The organism is Companilactobacillus muriivasis (assembly GCF_036246245.1).
Classification (GTDB): Bacteria; Bacillota; Bacilli; order Lactobacillales; family Lactobacillaceae; genus Companilactobacillus; species Companilactobacillus muriivasis.
Map to the genome: position 1 here is coordinate 287,987 of NZ_BTTQ01000002.1, position 18,848 is coordinate 306,834.

Sequence of the window (18,848 nt, forward strand, 5' to 3'; positions counted from 1 at the left end):
GGATGATTGTAAATGAGTAAAACATTACCAAAAGATTTCTTAATGGGTGGCGCCAGCGCTGCTTATCAAGTTGAAGGTGCTACAAAAGAAGATGGCAAAGGACGTGTTCTTTGGGATGATTTTCTTGAAAAACAAGGTCGTTTCAGTCCAGATCCTGCTGCTGATTTCTATCACCGTTATGACGAGGATTTAACACTTGCTGAGGAATATGGTGTGCAGGTAATTAGAGTTTCAATTGCTTGGTCACGTATTTTTCCAGATGGTGCTGGCAAAGTTGAACCTCGTGGAGTTGCCTATTATCATAAGTTGTTTGCAGCGTGTGCCAAACATAATATCGTTCCATATGTAACGCTGCATCACTTTGATACACCTGAAAGATTGCATGAATTAGGTGACTGGTTGAGTCAAGAGATGTTAGATGATTTCTTGGCCTTTGCTAAATATTGTTTCAAGGAATTTCCTGAAGTTAAGTATTGGATCACTATCAATGAGCCAACCTCAATGGCCGTTCAACAATATACTTCTGGGACATTCCCACCAGCTGAAAAGGGTCGTTTCGATAAGACCTTCCAAGCTGAGCATAATCAGATTTTGATTCACTCTAAGATTGTTAATGCATACAAAGATATGGACTTAGGCGGTGAAATTGGTATCGTTCACGCACTACAAACTGTTTACCCATACAGTGATAGTGAAGGTGACAAGCATGCCGCTGCATTGCAAGATGCCTTGGAAAATAGACTATACTTGGATGGAACTTTAGCTGGTGAATATCACAAGGAAACTTTGGATTTGATCAAAGAAATTCTTGATGCTAATAGTCAACCAATGTTTAAGTATACCGATGAAGAAATGGCTGAAATCAGTAAAGCTGCTCATCAACTAAATTTTGTTGGAGTAAATAACTACTTTAGCAAATGGCTACGTGAGTATAACGGTGCTTCAGAGACTATTCATAACGGTACCGGTGCAAAGGGAACCTCAGTTTCTCGTTTACACGGAATCGGTGAAGAGAAAAAGCCAGATGATGTTGAAACGACTGATTGGGATTGGTCAATTTATCCAAAGGGTATGCATGATATTCTAATGAGAATCCATGATGATTATCCATTGGTACCAGATATCTATGTAACTGAAAATGGTATTGGATTGAAAGAAGAATTACCAAAGGATGCTACAAGCGATACTGTAATTGATGATCCAAAACGAATCGATTATCTCAAGAAATACTTCAGTGCAATTGCTGATGCCATTAATGATGGTGCCAATGTCAAAGGGTACTTCATCTGGTCCTTGCAAGATCAATTCTCATGGACTAATGGCTACAGCAAGCGTTATGGATTGTTCTTCGTCGACTTCCCAACGCAGAAACGTTACGTTAAGAAGAGTGCTTATTGGTTTAAGAAACTCAGTGAAACACACGAAATTGAAGATTAGTTTCAATTTTCCTCAAATTGAAATTGTCTTGCACCACAACTACCTAAAAAATAATTGTTTTTAATATGAGACGTTATTCCGTCTCCCCTAGGTATTAAAAATAGTTAACCGTTGAAAAATATAAAGAGCTTCGAGATATCAACATCTCAAAGCTCTTTTTCGTTACAATATATATATGAAGACAAATAAGGAGATAATTATGGATTATAAGATGATTGCTTTAGATTTGGATGACACGTTATTAACTACACAGAAGACAATTTCTGAACATAATAAACTGGCTATTAAACAAGCATTAGCCAATGGTATCAAAGTTGTTTTATGCTCTGGTAGAACCCATAACGCCGTTATAAAGTTTGCCGATCAATTGGATATCAGTGGTTCTGAACAATATATGATTACTAATGGTGGCGCAATCATTGAGGACATGAATGGTAAGATCATATATCAAGAGATGTTGAGTAATGAGTTTTATCGCGAATTTGTTGAATTTGTTCATGATAATAAATTGCACTATAACGTCGTTGATAATCACGGCAATACGTACACTAGTAGTGGTGATTGGATTGATAAATACACAATTATGCAGGCACATGAAAATGCTAATGGTTTGTATTTAAAGGAGCCAGATGAATTGCCAGCTGATTTCAAGATTGTTAAAGCTATTATTAATGGTAGTGAGTCAGAGCTCGATGAGATTTCGGGAATGGTTCATGAGAAATTTGATCAAAATTATTTTGTCGTCAGAACTGGTATAGGTTTCTTAGAAGTCTTTCCGCAACATGTTAATAAAGGAAAAGCAATTAAAGTTTTAGCTGAAAAACTCGGTATCAATCTTTCAGAAGTAATGGCGATGGGTGACCGCGACAATGATATTCCAATGTTGAGTATTGTTGGTAAGGGAGTTGCCATGGACAATGGTCTACCTGATGTTAAAGCAGCCTCCGATTATGTCACAGCAGACAATAATCACAGTGGCGTTGGTTTGGCAATTGAAAAATTTGTTCTGTAATTGAAAAAAAGCATCCGCTTTCATTTATAATTAATTGTATGAGGGGGAATTATGCAATTAATTATCAAACAAATATTTAATAATAATACAGCGATTGTCGATTTAGATGATGACCAACAAGCAATTGCTAAAGGTAAGGGGATTGCCTTTCATAAATCCAAAGGGGATACACTGGACAGTGAGAAGATTGAAAAAATCTTTTATCTCGATACCACCGATTCCCAAAAGAATCTCTACTTTTTGTTAAAGGATATTCCTATCGATGTTGTAACTACCACTTATGAAATCGTGGATTATGCTCGAAAAAAGTTTAATTATCATGCCTTGGATTATATTTATATTACTTTAAGCGACCACATTTATGGGGCTTATAAACGTTATATAAATGGCGAGTATAAGCCTAGTCATATTCCTGATATGAGCGACAAGTATATTGAAGAATATCTGATTGCTAGTGAGGGTTTGAAGATTATCAATCGAAATCTCAATATTGATTTACCAATGTCTGAAATTAGAAATCTAGCGTTACACTTTATCAATGCGCAAACGAGTTCTGATAGTAGTAGTCTTGATATGACTAAAAAGGTCGATTTTACTAAACTGATTAAAAAAGTTATGTTACGAAATAACATTTTTCGTACTAAGAGCAACAGTAATTATTATGATCGGTTTATGGTTCATTTACAGTATTTGGAGCAACGTTTGAATAACATGTCTGCCGATACTAACTTTGATCAAAAGATCGAATTAGAAATGGAACGTGACTATCCTGGCTCCACGTCGATTGCTAAACAAATTTCGGCTGAAATAAAGTCTGCTCGTGGTGTCGAGTTAAATAATAAAGAACTATTATATTTCATTATTCATATTCAAAGAATTACGCAAGAAGATGGATTGAATGGTGCTTAACAGAAGAAGACGTATTTTTTAAGGTAATTAATCTTAAAAAAATATGTCTTTTTTATATCCGAAATATTTATTTATTAGAAAAAATGAAATTTATTAAAAAAATATTGCTATAACACTAGACTTAAATTAGAAAATATTTAATAATGTTAATAAATTATTCATCGGATTAAATTGAAAATGGAAATGGGGAATTAATATATGAGCAAAGTAATCGGCATCACCGCAGATATATATACTGGCGCTACGTCAGTGATTAATCAAAAACTAATGGACTTTGTGCCCCGTCCAGCAGTTGATGGGGTAGTGGCTGCTGGTGGCATTCCAGTTAGTTTGCCATATATTCCTAAAGAACAGATTAATGGACTAGTCGAGCGGTTAGACGGAATAATTTTTACTGGTGGTCCTGATATTGATCCAACGTTCATGGGTGAAGAGCCAATCCCACAATTGGGCGCTACTAATCGAAATCGTGACATTTTTGAAATTGCTCTAATCAGAACTGCCGTTGCTAAGAAAGTTCCCATTCTCGGTATTTGTCGAGGTGCTCAAATTATCAATGTAGCGTTGGGCGGAACCGTCTATCAAGACTTGAACAGTCAATTCCCCGGAAAAGTCTTAAAGCATCATCAGGAGGCTCCAGGAGACCAACCAACACATTTTATATCAGTGAATCATGACTCATATTTATTTAAAACTGTTAGCGATAACGTCTTTGTTAATTCGCGACACCATCAGGCGATTAAAGATGTCGCTACAGGATTAAATATTGTCGCCGAAGCGCCAGATGGTGTAATTGAAGGAATTGAAAATTCTGATGCTTCAATTCAAGGTGTTCAATGGCATCCAGAAAATATGTGGCAACATGATTCTCGACAATTAGAATTGTTTCAGGACTTTATTGCACGGGCATAAAATCAATAGATTCAATATATAGTTCAAAATTCAGTCAATTTAGTAATTAATGAATTGGCTTTTTTTGCTGTAATGGAATTTTTAGTGACAAAGGGATCCTTTATTGAAAGGATTACATTAAAAAATAACTAATTTCATTAAAAAATTGACAATAAATGTGAGAGTGCTAATCTAAACATTAAAATAAAAAGAAGAGGTAGAGCATTTATGAGTAAATTAACTGGATTCGCCGCAAACATTCTAACTGGAGCAAATAAGGCAGTCGAACAATTGTCTATGGTTGGTCGTGGATTAGAACGTGGTGAATTTTCAGTTAGTGACCTTCTACAGCCCGAATTTCTTGAACAGGTCCAGCAGATCCAGCAGCCCGAACAGGCTTTATTAAGCTATCCTAATCAAAAAATTCTGACATTATATAGAAGGTAAAAATCATGAAACAAGCGATAACTCTAGCTAACGCACCAGCTGCCAAAACCGCTGTTAAATCAAAGAAGATGGGTTTTTGGACAGTTCTATTATTTGGAATCAACAGTATTATTGGTTCGGGAATCTTCTTGTTACCAAATGAAGGGATGCGACTTTTTGGTCCAGCTAGCATTTTTGTCCTAGCTTTTGATGCCGTCCTAGTTTTAACAATTGGTTTGTGTTTTGCGGAAGATTCCAGTCTTTTTTCTGAAACTGGTGGGGCATATGTTTATGCGAAAGCTGCATTTGGAAATTTTGTCGGTTATGAAGTTGGTTTCGTTACATGGACGATTCGAATCATAGCTGAAGGTACATTGTATGTTGGCTTTGCTACGGCTGTAGCAGGTGTTTTTCCAGAACTAAATAATCCTATTGATAAAGATATTATTGTAACAATTATGGCTTTGACATTAATGACGGTGAATCTATTTGGTATCAAGGTGGCAGCTATTTTAAATAACGCCGTTACAGTTTCAAAATTATTGCCACTAGTATTTTTTATTGCGATAGGTATTTGGTTCATAAAAGGTAGTAATTTCACACCAATGATCCCAGCCTCAGTTGCTAGTAAAGGTTCTTTCGCAAAAGCTGCGATGACCATGTTCTTCGTCTTTACGGGAATTGAAAGTTCAGTCGTTGCTGCTGGAGAAATGAAGAATCCGAAGAAAGATTTACCACGAGTTTTGATTATCGTAATTTTAGCAGTCGCAGCATTCTACATTCTTGTTCAAACAGTTTGTATCGGAGTATTAGGAAAGTCATTAGCCGTCAGTACAACGCCGATTCAAGATGCATTTGGCACAATGGTTGGTAGTTTTGGAAAATATTTGGTAGCTGCTGGAACATTGATGTCAATTGGCGGAGTTGGATTTTCCACATCATTTATTACTCCAAGATTTGGTGTAGCAATGGCAGAGCATGGTATGATGCCACAATTTTTAACACACAAGAATCGTTTTGGAGTTCCACATAACGCTATTATTATTTCTGCATTATTAGGTTTGTTGGTTGCTGTATCAGGAAGTTTCAATACATTGGTACAGATCAGTGCTGTTTCTAGATTTGCTCAATATATTCCTAGTTGTCTGGCTGTGTTGGTATTTAGAAAGACAATGAAGAATCGTAAGTCCGGTTTCAAAATTCCGTTCGGCTGGTTTATTCCAGTTTTAGCCATTACGGTATCGTTATGGTTATTAGCCCAAACAAGTGTCTCAAACTTAATTTGGGGATTCGGAGCTCTATTAGTAGCCGTGCCATTTTACTTCTTAACTCGGAAGAATTTTATAAATTAATAATGAAAATAAAAACTCGTAACAATGGTTTGCAAAAGTGCATTCCTTGTTACGAGTTTTTTTTGTTAGATTAAATCATTTCAAGTTGACCCTCATTTTTGGGTGCTGGATAATATTTATCCAATAGTTCCAGCTCATCCTTAGTAAGTCTAATATCAACAGCTTCCAGATTACTCTGCATATGTTCAACAGAACTAGTCTTTGGAATACTGAGCAGATCGTGATTTCTTAAAACCCATGCCAATAATAACTGATGAACGCTCACATCTTTTTGTTGGGCCATTTCTGTTATCACTGGTTTAATCTTCAAAAATTCTCCACCATCGGAACCAAATGGGGAGTATCCAATAAATGAGATATGATTTTTCTTTTGCCATGGTAAAACAGAGTATTCAATCCCACGACTACCGATATTATATAAGTCTTCATTGATACGGCAGTTTTCACCATCGGGAACACTGAATAATTCCTCCAGATCACTGCGGTCAAAATTTGAAACACCCCAATTTCTGATTAGTCCAGCCTTGACCATTCTTTCAAGTCCGAAAACTGTTTCAGATAGAGGAGTCTGGCCACGCCAATGCAACAGATATAAATCTAAGTAGTCAGTTTGGAGTCGTTTCAAACTAGCCTTGAGGCTTTCTTCTATCAATTTTGGTGTTGCATGATAGGGGTAAAATTTGGAAATCAATTGAATGTCGTTTCGATGATAGTCTTTTAAAACATTACCAATTAGAGTTTCAGATTTTCCTTCACCATACATTTCAGCAGTATCAATAACATTGATACCATGGTCAAGTCCATAACGCATGGCTGCCATCTCAGCTTCTGTGGTCATGTTATTTCCTTCACCAATATGCCAAGTTCCAATACCAATAGCTGATGTATTTTGATGATTAAATGTAATAGATTTCAAACAAATACCTCACTTTCAAAATAGCCGATTTTAAACTAATAAATAATAATTCTGTAATCGTTATCAATACTATTATATAGCTTGTTTATAAAATTTTGAAATAATGCTTTATTTAGTTGATTTCTATTGTAAAAAAATATTTACAAAAAGTTTATCCCCATGTAATATTAAAAAGAAGTGAAAAATTTAACAATGCGGATCTTCAAATAAAAAAAGGGGTTAAGTATATATGAGTATGTACTTGGTAGTTAACGTAATAGGTGTTATCGTTTTTCTAGCTATTGGTTTCCTTTTCTCGAAGGATAAGTCAAATATCCATTGGAAATCCATCGCTATCATGGTAGTTTTGAACTTATTTCTAGCTTGGTTCTTGACGAGTTTTGATGTGGGTCGGGCAATTGTCTCAGGGGCAGCCGATGGTTTCAACTGGTTAGTTCAAGTAGCTTATGTCGGAATCGAATTTGCTTTGCCAAGTTGGGTTCACGTTAAGAGTATGGACTTTGTTACCAGTGCGCTCTTACCAATTCTTTTGATTGTGCCATTATTTGATATTTTGACTTATATTGGAATTTTGCCATTTATCATCAAGTGGATCGGTAAAGGTTTGTCATTCATCACTGGTCAACCAAAATTCGAATCATTCTTTGCGGTTGAAATGATGTTTCTTGGTAATACTGAAGCACTCGCTGTTTCAAGTCTACAATTGAAACAAATCAAGTCACAGCGTAACGTTACATTAGCAATGATGTCCATGAGTTGTGTCACAGCGTCAATCATTGGTTCATATATTCAAATGATGCCAGGGCAATTTATCCTGACTGCTATTCCGATTAATATTATCAATGCAATTATCGTAACGAGTTTGTTAAATCCCGTTACTGTTACACCAGAAGAAGATACGATTGCTAAGTTGAATGGTCAAGGTGAGGGCGGCAAAAAAGAGCCTTTCTTCTCATTCTTGGGTGATTCAATCTTAGGTGCCGGTCGTTTAATCTTGATTATCGCTGCCAATGTTATTGCCTTTGTTGCCTTAGCAGCTTTGATTGATAAAATTCTGCAATTAGTTAATCCATGGTTAACTTTGGAACATATCTTAGGTATTATCATGTATCCATTTGCTTGGTTGTTAGGCTTGAATAGTCACGATTCCTTCCAAATGGCTCAATACATGGGTACTAAGTTAGTTACCAATGAATTTGTTGTCATGGGTAAAGTTACTGGTATTATTAAGAACTTTGATCCGCACTTTAAGGCTGTTCTAACAGTCTTCATCACATCCTTTGCTAACTTCTCAACTTTAGGTATGATTATTGGTTGTTTCAAAGGTATTGTTAATAAGGAAAAGAACGATATTATTTCGAAAAACGTTGGTTACATGTTGTTGTCAGGTATTTTAGTTTCACTCTTGTCAGCAGCATTTGTTGGACTATTCGTTTGGTAACAGAGAATGACAAAATTTGTTCAGTTTTTGAGCATTGAGGCAAATAGAGACTGTAATCCGGATCTGGACTGCAGTCTCTATTTTTTTCTAATTTAGCCAATTAAAGACTTTTTCGATATTATCGCCCCAAGTTTTCCAAGAATGATCACCAGATACGGGCATCCAGGTGTAATGACCTTTGGCATGAATCGACAAGAAATTTTTAAACATAATATTATCTTCGTGCATGAAATCAGCATCACCACAAAGTGTCAAAATTTGTTGCTTAGGTTGACGACTATTATAAATGTTAATTAACTGATTATGGGCAATTTTATCCGGAGTATCAAAGATACTGTTAAAAGCCTCCTTAGGCATTGGACCCTTAGGATTGTCACGAAAATGTTCAATATCAGTAATAGGTGACAGAGCTGCAACCTTACTGAATTTATCATCATTTAAGAAAGCAATCTTGAGAGCGCCATAACCACCCATACTCGAGCCAACAATGAAGTTGTGGTCACGTTCCTTAGAAATAGGTAAGAGATTTTGCATTTTAGGGATGAATTCATCGATAAAGTAGGAATAGTAAGGGATAAAATTAGAATCGGAGTAAAAAGCGTTGCGACCTTCAGGCATAATAATGACCCAATTGTGATCATGAGCTAATTTCTCAACGTTGACGTGTCTGATCCAAGCGGAATCATCGCCAGTATAGCCGTGTAAAAGCCAGACAGCCGTGTAGTTGCTTTCGTTAGTATCTGGCACCACAACGGTTGTTTTAAAGTAGGTATGTAAATAATTGGTACGATAACTAAGATTCATTAAAGTCATGGAAAAACCTCACAATATTAGTATGTTTGTTAGCTGATAACTTGGATCCGTTTCCAGAGCTGAGAGTATTTTTATGAATGAATTAAATGTAAATTTTGCCGTAAATTTTCGATTATTTTGTCTACATATAAATAGTATGGACACTGACTTAATATTAAATCTTTAATTGGTAGTCATCAAAAATATACTGTCAACTAGAAACGTCCGATTACTCCTGTTCATGTTCATATAAATATTTTTTGAAATACAAATAATTAACATAAAGCTGCAATGTATCAGGCAAATCATGCAAACTCAAACCAAAATATTCCGAAATATTATTTAAACGATAGTTGGTAGTATTTCGATGGACTTTCAATGCATTAGAAGTCTCCGTTACGTTACCGTTATGTTTAAAGTAACAATCCAATGTTTCTAACAGTTCTAAGCCAGCTTTTGTCTTTAGAAAACTCTTGAAAATACTTAAAGCACGTCTTGAATGTAAATTGCTTTCCAGTAAGTGATTAAGAAAACTAATTTGGTTGAAATAATATGTGTCGATTAGGCCTAATTCATTACTTACTTTGATAGTATCTTGAGCCTGCTTGATGGCATTCTTCAGATCGGTAGAACGTTCGCTGATACCAATCTTGAGATGATTCTCCTGGCAAAATTTCAAATAGCGTAATAAGTCAGATTCATTTTTAGTAATAATCAACTGTTGTTCTGGAGTTTTGCTAAAAGTGAAGTCGGTCGGATTGAGCTGTAATTGAGAGAGATTTTTCGTTACAACAATAATGGCGTAACGAGGAATAGTTAGATCAATTTTTAATGTTTGTGCTCGTAATTTTAATTCTTCATTATTTATCAGGTTGTCAGCATTGGCCCACTGATATAGGAAGTGATTTAAACTTTCTTTCCGTTGACCTTCAATTTTCGTGTTGTTAATTTGAGAAATTAGTAACTCAGTTGAAATTTTTAACAGCGAGGCTAGTGGGGTCACTTTTTTAGGATCACCAGTAATACCAATAACGCCAATTGTTTCACCATTGAATTCAACTGGAATGTTAACTCCAGGTTGTCCAAATTTACCGAATGACTCAACCATAGGTTTAGTTTTACCACTCTGAATCGTATCAATTGCCCCAATATGAAGGGTATTGATGCGATTTTTGTCACCACTCGCGATAATGTAGCCTTTTTCATTCATCATATTGATATTATAGGGAATGCTTTCCATCATTTTGTCGACAATTGATTGTGCCAGCTGCGGGTCTAATTTCATTTTTATGGTCTTCCTTGTTCATTATTATTCAAAGTTTCATGAAAACGTTTATCGAAAAACTTGTGCATATAAATATTTTACAATATTTTTATATTTTAAAACACTGATTTATCAAGGAATATTTTTATTTTTTAACTATTATTACAACAACATTTGTGCAGTTGTACATTGATTTTGATTGTTTATCACTGTATTATACACTCGTTAATTAATTGTTAAAAGTTTAACAATACCAAAAAATACGCATGATGCAAGTTGAGAATATTTTGTCGTCTAAGATAACTGAGTAATGGGTGCTTGAATACTTTTACATTCAATTATCAACGATTAATTAGTCGGAAGAGCTGGGAAATATTTGTGTGCCGTGGTAGTGGTATAAGTACGGGAGGTTCTCCCGTACTTATACCACCGGGCGTGTTTGGAGACTTGACGAACTGTGTCAAGGCTTCAAACCGAGGTTCGAGACCGAATTTTGGCTCGGACCGTTCCGCACAGCTAGAGAATATTTCCCAGCTCTGTAGACGGCATATTTAACTGGCAATACGCGTTATTAGATTGAGGAAGGGTGTATTAATAAGTATGGTTATTGCTTGGTGGGCAGCTTTATTGGGGTTGCTATTAGCGATTGGCTTGATTCTATTTCGAGTTAATCCTGTTTATGCTTTGATTTTTGGTGCTATTGTCGGTTGTTTAGTTGGGGGACTTTCATTAGCTCAGACAACTGACACAATTGTTAAAGGTAGTTCTGGAGTTATGGGAACTATTATCCGTGTTATTGCCGCTGGTGTTTTGGCTGGGGTAATGATGGAGTCTGGTGCGGCTAACGTAATTGCTTCTAACATTGTTAATCGTTTCAGTGATCGACTAGCTATTTTAGCTTTAGCTCTTTCGACAATGGTTTTGACAGGTGTAGGAATTTTTATTCCCGTCGCTGTTTTAATCGTTGCTCCGATTGCTTTGGAAGTTGGTCAAAAGATGCATTATAGTAAACTTTCACTGTTGGTCGCATTATCTGGTGGTGGTAAGGCTGGAAATATTATTTCACCTAACCCAAATACGATTGCGGCTGCCAAAGGCTTTAACGTTGATTTGTCACAAGTAATGATTGCTGATTTCATTCCAGCAGTTGTTGGCTTAATCGTGACAGTAGTTTTAGCCAGTTTGATTAAGAACCGTGGTGAATTTGTTCCCGCGACTGAAAAGTTTGAAACAAAGGATCAAAAGGATTTACCAAGTTTAAAAGCAGCTATTGTGACACCTCTAGTTGCCGTTGTGCTACTACTTATTACACCAGTTGGTGATATTTTAGGTGTCAAAGCCTTGGCATCATTCAACTTGGATGCTATGTATATCTTGCCAATTGCAGGATTGATTGGAACAATTGCCATGGGTCAAAGTAAGAAATTCTTGCAATATATGCAAAAAGGTTTGGCTCGTATGACCGATGTAGTTTTAATTTTAATTGGTGCGGGTGCGATTGCCGGATTAGTTTCAGTATCTAACTTGCCTCAAAAGGTTGTTGAAATCGTTCAAATTTCTGGTATTTCCGGAACATTCTTAGCTCCAATTGCCGGAATCTTGATGGCAGCAGCCACAGCTTCAACTTCAACTGGTGTTATCTTGGCTTCTAACTCATTTAGTAAGTCAATCATGTCATTCGGAATTTCTGGTACAGGTGCGGCAGCGATGGTTCATACCGGAGCCACTGTTATCGACCAATTGCCACATGGTAACTATTTCCACGTGACTGCCAAAGCTGTTAACATGCATTTCAAAGAAAGAATGAGTGTTGTTTTCTGGGAAATGCTAGTTGGACTTTCAATGACAATTGTTGCAACATTGATGTATGGAAATCTGTTCTAGAGGTGGACTATAGATGAAAATTGTTTTAGCTCCAGATTCATATAAGAATTCTTTGACAGCCAAGGAAGTGGCTCAATCTTTACGAAAAGGTTTTGAACGAGTATACCCTGACGCTGAATACGTTAATGTACCAATGGCTGATGGTGGCGAGGGGACAGTCCAATCGCTAGTTGATGCCAAACAAGGGCAGATTATGACTGCGGAAGTCGTTAATCCGCTTGGTAATAAGACTGAAGCTCACTATGGGATGATCAATGATGGTAAAGTTGCTGTGATTGAAATGGCCGAAGCAAGTGGGATTCAATTTATCAATCAATTTACTCAAAATCCTTACATTACAACTACTTTTGGGACCGGTGAATTGATTAAATCCGCTATTCAAAACGGTGCAAAAACAATCATTATTGGTATCGGTGGTTCAGCCACAAATGATGGCGGTGCTGGCATGGCTCAAGCTTTGGGCGCACACTTGTTAGATGACAAGGGTGAAGAATTGCAATATGGCGGTGCAATGTTAGAAAAGCTCGACCATATTGATGTTTCTGAAATGATGCCTGAACTGGCAGATGTTAAAGTTATTATTGCTTCTGATGTAACAAATCCTTTAACCGGACCAAATGGCGCAAGTCATGTCTTTGGACCACAAAAGGGTGCCAGTCCTGAAATGGTTGAGTTTCTTGATGGAGCTTTGTCACATTATGCACATGTTTTAAAACGAGATTTGAATAAAGATCTTGAACAAGTCGCCGGTGCTGGTGCTGCGGGTGGATTAGGAGCTGGTTTATTAGCCTTTACCAACTCTGAAATGCGCTCTGGCGTTGATATTGTAGTCGACTATACCGACTTAAAGGATAAAGTTAAAGACGCTGACGTCGTCGTAACGGGCGAAGGCCAGATAGATTTCCAAACTAAATTCGGTAAGACACCAATTGGCGTGGCAAAAGCTACGAAAGCAGTCAATCCTGATGCGACTGTGATTGCGGTTGCCGGTTCAGTTGGTGAAAAAATTTCTGAGTTATATCCATTAGGTATCGATGCCATCTTCACTTGTGTTCCAGGTGTTGAAGAACTATCTACTGCCATTCAAAATACAGACAAGAACCTTCAACAAGTTGCTGAGAATATCGGCCGCTTGATCAAAAATACAAAGTAATTTTTTAAATGCCGCCGGAGGCTGGCAGTAATGTAGCCTGCTATGCGACCGATTCGAGCCAAAGTGCGGTCTCGAATCTCGATTTTGAGCTTCGCATAGACCGCGAATCTCAAAATACGTCAGTGGTGTAAGAACAGAAAATCGCTGTTCTAACGCCACTCTCATGGCTGTCTACATTACTGCCAGCCTCCGGCTAGATAAACTTATTTGGTAATTTGATGCACTAATTAAAAACTGATAATGATAATGTTTAAAAATAATTATATGAAAATAGAACAACCATCTGTCTTTTGAGTAGGATGATTGTTCTATTTTTTTAGTCTCATTTTTAATATTGGAAAAGGTTTTCCCTGATCATCAATTGACTGTCGTTGATATGCCACAAATCCCATGTGTTCATAGAAACCTTTAGCTTGCGGATTCTGCTCATTGACTGTTATTTGATTGGCTTGATAATTAGTTATTCCATAGTTGATTAGAGCCTTACCAATACCTTGACCACGGTTTTTATCATCAATAAAGAGCATATCAATTTCAGGCTCATTGATACCCATGAAGGCGATTGGTTGCGATTGACTGTCTATTGCGATAATTAGGTGAGCAATTTTAGTCAGAACTGTCGGTAATGATTCCTTAAAGCTCTGAATGTCTTCCTCAGTCAAAAATTTATGGGTCGCACGGACGGAACTTTCCCAAACTGCTGTCAGTTGTTTGATTAACTCAGAATTTCGTTGTGCCACGACAATTATCATCAAATTTGAAACCTCCATATTTATAACCAGCGGTAGTGGCTGACATTTTATTACAATTATTTAATTTTATTTATTATATATCAAATAAAAACAAATTAGTTGGAAGAGCTGAGAGTATTCATCCGCAGCGAAAGTGGCGTTATTGCTTTAGCAATTACACCACCGGACGTGTTGGAGACTTACCGGATTTTGGTAAGGCTTCAACCGAGGCTCGAGACCGTTCTTTGGCTCGAACCGAGCCGCGCAGCAGATGAATACTCTCAGCTCTGGAAATGGCACTAAAAATAAGTTTGAATTAGATTTTTTATTGAAGTATGCTAATTGTCCAGATGATTTGGAGGGATGAAATTTGAACGATTATATTGAAGTTATTGGCGCCAAGAATAATAATTTACAGAACATTTCAGTCAAAATACCTAAACATCAAATTACAGTTTTTACTGGACTATCAGGGTCAGGTAAATCTTCGTTAGTGTTTGATACGATTGCTGCAGAATCTCAACGCTTGCTGAATGAAACATACTCAGCATTTATTCAACAAATGTTACCAAACTTTGAAGCTCCCAAGGTTGAATCGATTAAGAACTTGCCAGTTTCAATTGTCATTAATCAAAAAAAGATTGGTGGGAATGCCCGCTCAACCGTTGGAACTATTACTGAAATTTATACTGGTTTACGACTACTGTTCTCTCGTATAGCTAAACCTTTTGTAGGGTATTCGATGGTTTATTCGTTCAATAATCCAACAGGTATGTGTCAAACGTGCCAAGGATTAGGCGTGACTAAACAGGCTGATATTCACAAATTGCTTGATTTTGATAAATCTCTCAATGAAGGAGCAATTCAATTTCCAACTTTTCAACCTGGTGGTTTTCGCTGGCTACGCTATACCGAGACTGGTAATTTTGATAATGATAAGAAGATTAGAGATTATTCAGATGCTGAGTTGCAGCGTCTGTTATTTGACCAAGGGAGTCAGCCAGATAATCCGACGTCTAAGTGGCCCAAAACTTCTCAATATGTCGGTATCGTTGAGCGAATCAAGACGACGATTATGGAAAAAGGCGGTCTTCATTATCAAAAAGCCTTAGATGATGTATTCAAAGCACAGGTTTGTCCCAGTTGCCATGGAACACGAGTTAATGATTTGATTCGATCTGCCAAAATTAATGGTCAGTCGATTGCTGACTGTAGTGAAATGGCGATTGATGATTTAATAGATTTTTTAAAGCAAATCAAGGGAAATCCAGAGATTGAATTAGTTTTACAGAATCTTTTAACACGACTGAATAGTTTAAAAGTGGTTGGTTTGGATTATTTGACCTTAAGCCGTTCGACAACCTCGCTGTCTGGTGGTGAATCACAACGAATCAAGATGACAAAGCATTTGAATAGCGCCTTAAGCGATGTTTGTTATATATTTGATGAACCAAGTGTCGGCTTGCATCCGCAGGATTTAATTGGTATTAACAAGATTTTTACCAAATTACGCGATCAGGGTAATACAGTATTACTGATTGATCATGACCCAGATGTGATAAAGATTGCTGACAATGTAATTGAGATGGGACCTAAAGCTGGCAAAAAGGGTGGTCAAATCACTTTTGAGGGAACATACAAGGATTTATTAAATTCTCAGACAATCACTGGTCAGGCCTTACAAACAAAGCACTACTTAAATGAAGATAAAATACCGTTTGAGAAGTTTTATCATTTGGAACATGTTCACAAATACAACGTTAAGGATGCGACGATTAAGATTCCGGAAAATGCTTTAACAGTGGTCACTGGTGTAGCTGGTTCGGGTAAAAGCACTTTGATCCGAGAATTATTCACGCAAAAATATCCGCAGGCAGTAACTTTTGATCAGAGCACTATTAAAGGAAGCAATCGTTCCAATGTTTTGACATATTTGGGAGCTTTTGACGAAATCCGTAAGCAATTTGCCAAAGCATCTCACAAGCCAGCGTCACTATTTAGTTTTAATGGTCAAGGCGCTTGTTCGGAATGCCATGGGAAAGGTTACATAAAGTATGACTTGGCCTACATGGGTGATGTTAAACAGGTTTGTGAAAAGTGTCATGGTAAAAGATATAACATGGAAGCTTTGGACGTGACATATCATGGTTTGAATATTTTTGATGTATTACAATTGACCGCACAAGATGCAATTGGACTGTTTACCAAACAAGTTGATCAAGTTCTGAATAATTTATTAGATGCTAATTTGAGTTATTTGAATTTAGGACAGTCATTAGATACTTTATCAGGTGGTGAATTACAGCGTTTGAAAATTGCCAATAGCCTTGGTGAATCTAAGCAGAGTGATTTGTTGATTTTAGATGAACCAAGTACGGGGTTACATGAATCTGACGTCAATCAACTACTGAAGTTATTTGAGAAATTGTTAGGCATGGGAAAAACGTTGATTGTTTTGGAACATAATTTATCGATTATATCGCAAGCACAATGGATTATCGATTTAGGACCTCGTGGCGGTCGTTACGGTGGACAGATACTTTTCCAAGGTTATCCAGTCGATTTAATGAAGGTTGAAACATCGTTTACAGCACAACATTTAAGAAATTTTTGCTTGTAAAAGGCGGGTTAGTTGCGTGATACTTAATTAGAGAGATATTTTTAAGAGGTGATAAAGGCTTATGAATAACGAAATCAAATTTATCATGGACGAACTTGGTATCATCTATGGTTTTTATCAAGATAGTTTTAGTTTCAAACGAATCAAGAGTTATATTTTGAGTATGCCTGAAGGAACAAAGATTGTAAAAGTTGCTCACGGCAAGGTACCAATGTACGACCATCAAGTTGATTTACCAATTGCAGAATTCAACGATGACACCGATTCAGTTGGTTTGTTACAAGTTAACCATACAATGGTTAACAATCGTGCTGCGGAAGATATTGAGGCTGACACGCAACGTATTATCACACTGGTAAATCGTTTGATTACGTTGATTTCTCCTAAATAGTGTAATTAGCTAGAATGACAAAAATAAAATACTCAAAAAAATAACAGCTATTGGAAACTTACATTCCAATGACTGTTATTTATTTATTTTTGACTATAGGTTGAATCTAAAAGTATACAAGTTTATTAATATTTAAACGATGTAATATTTGTAGTAGATTCAACTAGCACTAAGCGTTTAAATATTAATTTCAGAGCACAAAAGGTCGTCAACCGCAGAATGTTGACGACCTTTTAATATATACGTGTGTTTGTGTATTTGAGGAGGATCTAAGTTTTGTTTTGAATGTGTGAATGGTAAAACGAATTTGATTCAACTAGATCAAGTTAGCGATTTGCATAAGGATAGGAACAACGATAACGAATAGAACGGTTGAAGTTGTTACTAAGTTAGTTGCATAATCAACATCACCATGAGATTGATCAACTAGGATAGGCAAAACAGCTAAACCAGGAGCAGCTGATTGGATGATGAATGAGTTTGATTCAATAGTTGGTAGAGCAGTACCCATCATTGAACCACCAATCAAGATAATACTAATCATAATAGCTGGAGCAACTACGAATCTACCAAGCAAAGCTAAGATAGTATCGCGGTCAAATTTGATTGATTTCAAACCAGCATCAGCCAAGATGATACCAATGTAGATAAGTGACATAGGTGTTACGATACCACCGACCATATCAAGGGTCTTATCGATCCATGCAGGTACGGGGATAGCTAGTAGCAAGAAGACAAGTGATACTAAGAAACCAACAAGTGGAGCAGGAAGTAATTTCTTCCAATTAAAGTCTTTCTTAGCACCCTTCTCAACAGTTGGATCATCACTTGATATAAAGAAGATACCGATAGCCCAAGTTGAAATTGTGTTCATAACATAGTAAATAAGGAAGTAAGGTAAACTCTTAGTACCAAACAAAGCCATATTTAAAGGTAAACCAATGAAAATTGTATTAGCATTAACGAACATGTTAATGAATGTACCACGACGACCTTTTCGAATGCGGAAGACTTTAGTTAAGATCCAAGCAACGATATAGCCGATTGTAAAACTGGCAAAAGTAAAAACTAAACCGCCAGATAAACTTGCAAGTTTGTCTCTGTTCAAATATTTAAGAACTGAAACGAAGATTGATGCAGGCAAAGCTACCTTCATAATAATGAAGGAAATATTGCCTTTAAATTCATCACCTAGACGACCGGACCCTCTTAGCCAGTAACCTAGAGCAATAACTAGAACGATTTCAGCAACACTTTCCAGTGAAGTAATAAATGCTTCCATGAATAAAATTCCCCTTTATTTGACAAATATGTTTATTAATGTGATGTTTCCGGAGCTGATAAATATTAATTAACGTATGGTGCTGGTTGATATGCTACTACAAATATTTTATAGTTTAGAATTATATAAATACTTTTAAACTCAACTAATACCGATTAATTAGTCGGAAGAGCTGGGAAATATTTGTGTGCCGTGGTAGTGGTAAAAGTACGGGAAATTATTCCCGTACTTTTACCACCGGACGTGTTTGGAGACTTGACGAACTGTGTCAAGGCTTCAAACCGAGGTCCGAGACCGTACTTTGGCTCGGACCGTTCCGCACAGCTTGAGAATATTTCCCAGCTCTG

Annotated in this window: 16 protein-coding genes; 11 read left to right on the top strand and 5 right to left on the bottom strand. The window is 36.7% G+C overall.

Annotated features, from left to right (window positions below):
- Positions 1-12: 12 nt before the first annotated feature.
- From lacG to AAA923_RS04270, 6 genes are all read left to right on the top strand, one after another.
- Positions 13-1,437 (top strand): 6-phospho-beta-galactosidase, encoded by a 1,425-nt coding sequence (gene lacG / locus AAA923_RS04245; RefSeq protein WP_338214824.1) that lies wholly within the window; start codon positions 13-15, stop codon positions 1,435-1,437.
- A gap of 199 nt (positions 1,438-1,636) precedes the next feature.
- Positions 1,637-2,449, top strand: a complete 813-nt coding sequence (locus AAA923_RS04250; RefSeq protein ID WP_338214825.1) for a Cof-type HAD-IIB family hydrolase — start codon at positions 1,637-1,639, stop codon at positions 2,447-2,449.
- 51 nt (positions 2,450-2,500) lie between these two features.
- On the top strand, positions 2,501-3,358 hold the full coding sequence (locus AAA923_RS04255; RefSeq protein WP_338214827.1) for a PRD domain-containing protein: 858 nt from the start codon (positions 2,501-2,503) through the stop codon (positions 3,356-3,358).
- Between the two features lie 198 nt (positions 3,359-3,556).
- Positions 3,557-4,270, top strand: coding sequence for a gamma-glutamyl-gamma-aminobutyrate hydrolase family protein (locus tag AAA923_RS04260; protein ID WP_338214829.1), 714 nt, complete (start codon positions 3,557-3,559; stop codon positions 4,268-4,270).
- Between the two features lie 207 nt (positions 4,271-4,477).
- Positions 4,478-4,696, top strand: a complete 219-nt coding sequence (locus AAA923_RS04265; protein ID WP_338214831.1) for a hypothetical protein — start codon at positions 4,478-4,480, stop codon at positions 4,694-4,696.
- Positions 4,697-4,701: 5 nt separating this feature from the next.
- The gene (locus AAA923_RS04270; protein WP_338214832.1) at positions 4,702-6,027 is read left to right on the top strand and encodes an APC family permease; all 1,326 of its coding nucleotides are present in this window, start codon (positions 4,702-4,704) and stop codon (positions 6,025-6,027) included.
- Positions 6,028-6,097: 70 nt separating this feature from the next.
- Here AAA923_RS04270 and AAA923_RS04275 read toward each other — a convergent pair whose 3' ends face one another.
- A complete protein-coding gene (locus AAA923_RS04275) occupies positions 6,098-6,943 on the bottom strand; it encodes an aldo/keto reductase (protein WP_338214833.1) in 846 nt (281 codons plus the stop codon).
- Between the two features lie 235 nt (positions 6,944-7,178).
- On the opposite strand from AAA923_RS04275, the gene AAA923_RS04280 reads away from it, so the two are divergent.
- Positions 7,179-8,384, top strand: coding sequence for a NupC/NupG family nucleoside CNT transporter (locus tag AAA923_RS04280; RefSeq protein ID WP_338214916.1), 1,206 nt, complete (start codon positions 7,179-7,181; stop codon positions 8,382-8,384).
- A gap of 87 nt (positions 8,385-8,471) precedes the next feature.
- Here the strand turns inward: AAA923_RS04280 and AAA923_RS04285 are convergent, their stop codons facing one another.
- On the bottom strand, positions 8,472-9,197 hold the full coding sequence (locus tag AAA923_RS04285; RefSeq protein ID WP_338214835.1) for an alpha/beta hydrolase: 726 nt from the start codon (positions 9,195-9,197) through the stop codon (positions 8,472-8,474).
- Between the two features lie 208 nt (positions 9,198-9,405).
- Positions 9,406-10,461: a CdaR family transcriptional regulator gene (locus AAA923_RS04290; RefSeq protein ID WP_338214837.1), complete on the bottom strand. Its 1,056-nt coding sequence runs from the start codon at positions 10,459-10,461 to the stop codon at positions 9,406-9,408.
- A gap of 579 nt (positions 10,462-11,040) precedes the next feature.
- Between AAA923_RS04290 and AAA923_RS04295 the strand changes: the two genes are divergently transcribed.
- Together AAA923_RS04295 and AAA923_RS04300 are read left to right on the top strand one after the other, a co-directional pair.
- Positions 11,041-12,324, top strand: a complete 1,284-nt coding sequence (locus AAA923_RS04295) for a GntP family permease (protein ID WP_338214839.1) — start codon at positions 11,041-11,043, stop codon at positions 12,322-12,324.
- A gap of 13 nt (positions 12,325-12,337) precedes the next feature.
- On the top strand, positions 12,338-13,477 hold the full coding sequence (locus AAA923_RS04300) for a glycerate kinase family protein (RefSeq protein ID WP_338214841.1): 1,140 nt from the start codon (positions 12,338-12,340) through the stop codon (positions 13,475-13,477).
- A gap of 308 nt (positions 13,478-13,785) precedes the next feature.
- Here AAA923_RS04300 and AAA923_RS04305 read toward each other — a convergent pair whose 3' ends face one another.
- Positions 13,786-14,229 carry an acetyltransferase gene (locus tag AAA923_RS04305; protein WP_338214919.1) on the bottom strand — a complete coding sequence of 148 codons (444 nt, stop codon included), beginning with the start codon at positions 14,227-14,229 and terminating at the stop codon, positions 13,786-13,788.
- Between the two features lie 349 nt (positions 14,230-14,578).
- Here AAA923_RS04305 and AAA923_RS04310 point away from each other — a divergent pair, with 349 nt between their 5' ends.
- Together AAA923_RS04310 and AAA923_RS04315 are read left to right on the top strand one after the other, a co-directional pair.
- Positions 14,579-16,828 (top strand): ATP-binding cassette domain-containing protein, encoded by a 2,250-nt coding sequence (locus AAA923_RS04310; RefSeq protein WP_338214843.1) that lies wholly within the window; start codon positions 14,579-14,581, stop codon positions 16,826-16,828.
- Positions 16,829-16,889: 61 nt separating this feature from the next.
- The gene (locus AAA923_RS04315; RefSeq protein ID WP_041501664.1) at positions 16,890-17,219 is read left to right on the top strand and encodes a hypothetical protein; all 330 of its coding nucleotides are present in this window, start codon (positions 16,890-16,892) and stop codon (positions 17,217-17,219) included.
- A 316-nt stretch (positions 17,220-17,535) separates the two neighbouring features.
- On the opposite strand, the gene AAA923_RS04320 is transcribed toward AAA923_RS04315, so the two are convergent.
- Positions 17,536-18,501, bottom strand: coding sequence for an AEC family transporter (locus tag AAA923_RS04320; RefSeq protein ID WP_338214846.1), 966 nt, complete (start codon positions 18,499-18,501; stop codon positions 17,536-17,538).
- Between the last annotated feature and the right edge of the window lie 347 nt (positions 18,502-18,848).

Bases quoted from the DNA above. Each gene is read 5' to 3' on its own strand.
- AAA923_RS04285 (WP_338214835.1), bottom strand. From the start codon at position 9,197: ATGACTTTAATGAATCTTAGTTATCGTACCAATTATTTACATACCTAC.
- AAA923_RS04260 (WP_338214829.1), top strand. From the start codon at position 3,557: ATGAGCAAAGTAATCGGCATCACCGCAGATATATATACTGGCGCTACG.
- AAA923_RS04300 (WP_338214841.1), top strand. From the start codon at position 12,338: ATGAAAATTGTTTTAGCTCCAGATTCATATAAGAATTCTTTGACAGCC.
- AAA923_RS04290 (WP_338214837.1), bottom strand. From the start codon at position 10,461: ATGAAATTAGACCCGCAGCTGGCACAATCAATTGTCGACAAAATGATG.
- AAA923_RS04270 (WP_338214832.1), top strand. From the start codon at position 4,702: ATGAAACAAGCGATAACTCTAGCTAACGCACCAGCTGCCAAAACCGCT.
- AAA923_RS04265 (WP_338214831.1), top strand. From the start codon at position 4,478: ATGAGTAAATTAACTGGATTCGCCGCAAACATTCTAACTGGAGCAAAT.
- AAA923_RS04305 (WP_338214919.1), bottom strand. From the start codon at position 14,229: ATGATAATTGTCGTGGCACAACGAAATTCTGAGTTAATCAAACAACTG.
- AAA923_RS04320 (WP_338214846.1), bottom strand. From the start codon at position 18,501: ATGGAAGCATTTATTACTTCACTGGAAAGTGTTGCTGAAATCGTTCTA.
- AAA923_RS04255 (WP_338214827.1), top strand. From the start codon at position 2,501: ATGCAATTAATTATCAAACAAATATTTAATAATAATACAGCGATTGTC.
- AAA923_RS04315 (WP_041501664.1), top strand. From the start codon at position 16,890: ATGAATAACGAAATCAAATTTATCATGGACGAACTTGGTATCATCTAT.
- AAA923_RS04295 (WP_338214839.1), top strand. From the start codon at position 11,041: ATGGTTATTGCTTGGTGGGCAGCTTTATTGGGGTTGCTATTAGCGATT.
- AAA923_RS04280 (WP_338214916.1), top strand. From the start codon at position 7,179: ATGTACTTGGTAGTTAACGTAATAGGTGTTATCGTTTTTCTAGCTATT.
- AAA923_RS04250 (WP_338214825.1), top strand. From the start codon at position 1,637: ATGGATTATAAGATGATTGCTTTAGATTTGGATGACACGTTATTAACT.
- lacG (WP_338214824.1), top strand. From the start codon at position 13: ATGAGTAAAACATTACCAAAAGATTTCTTAATGGGTGGCGCCAGCGCT.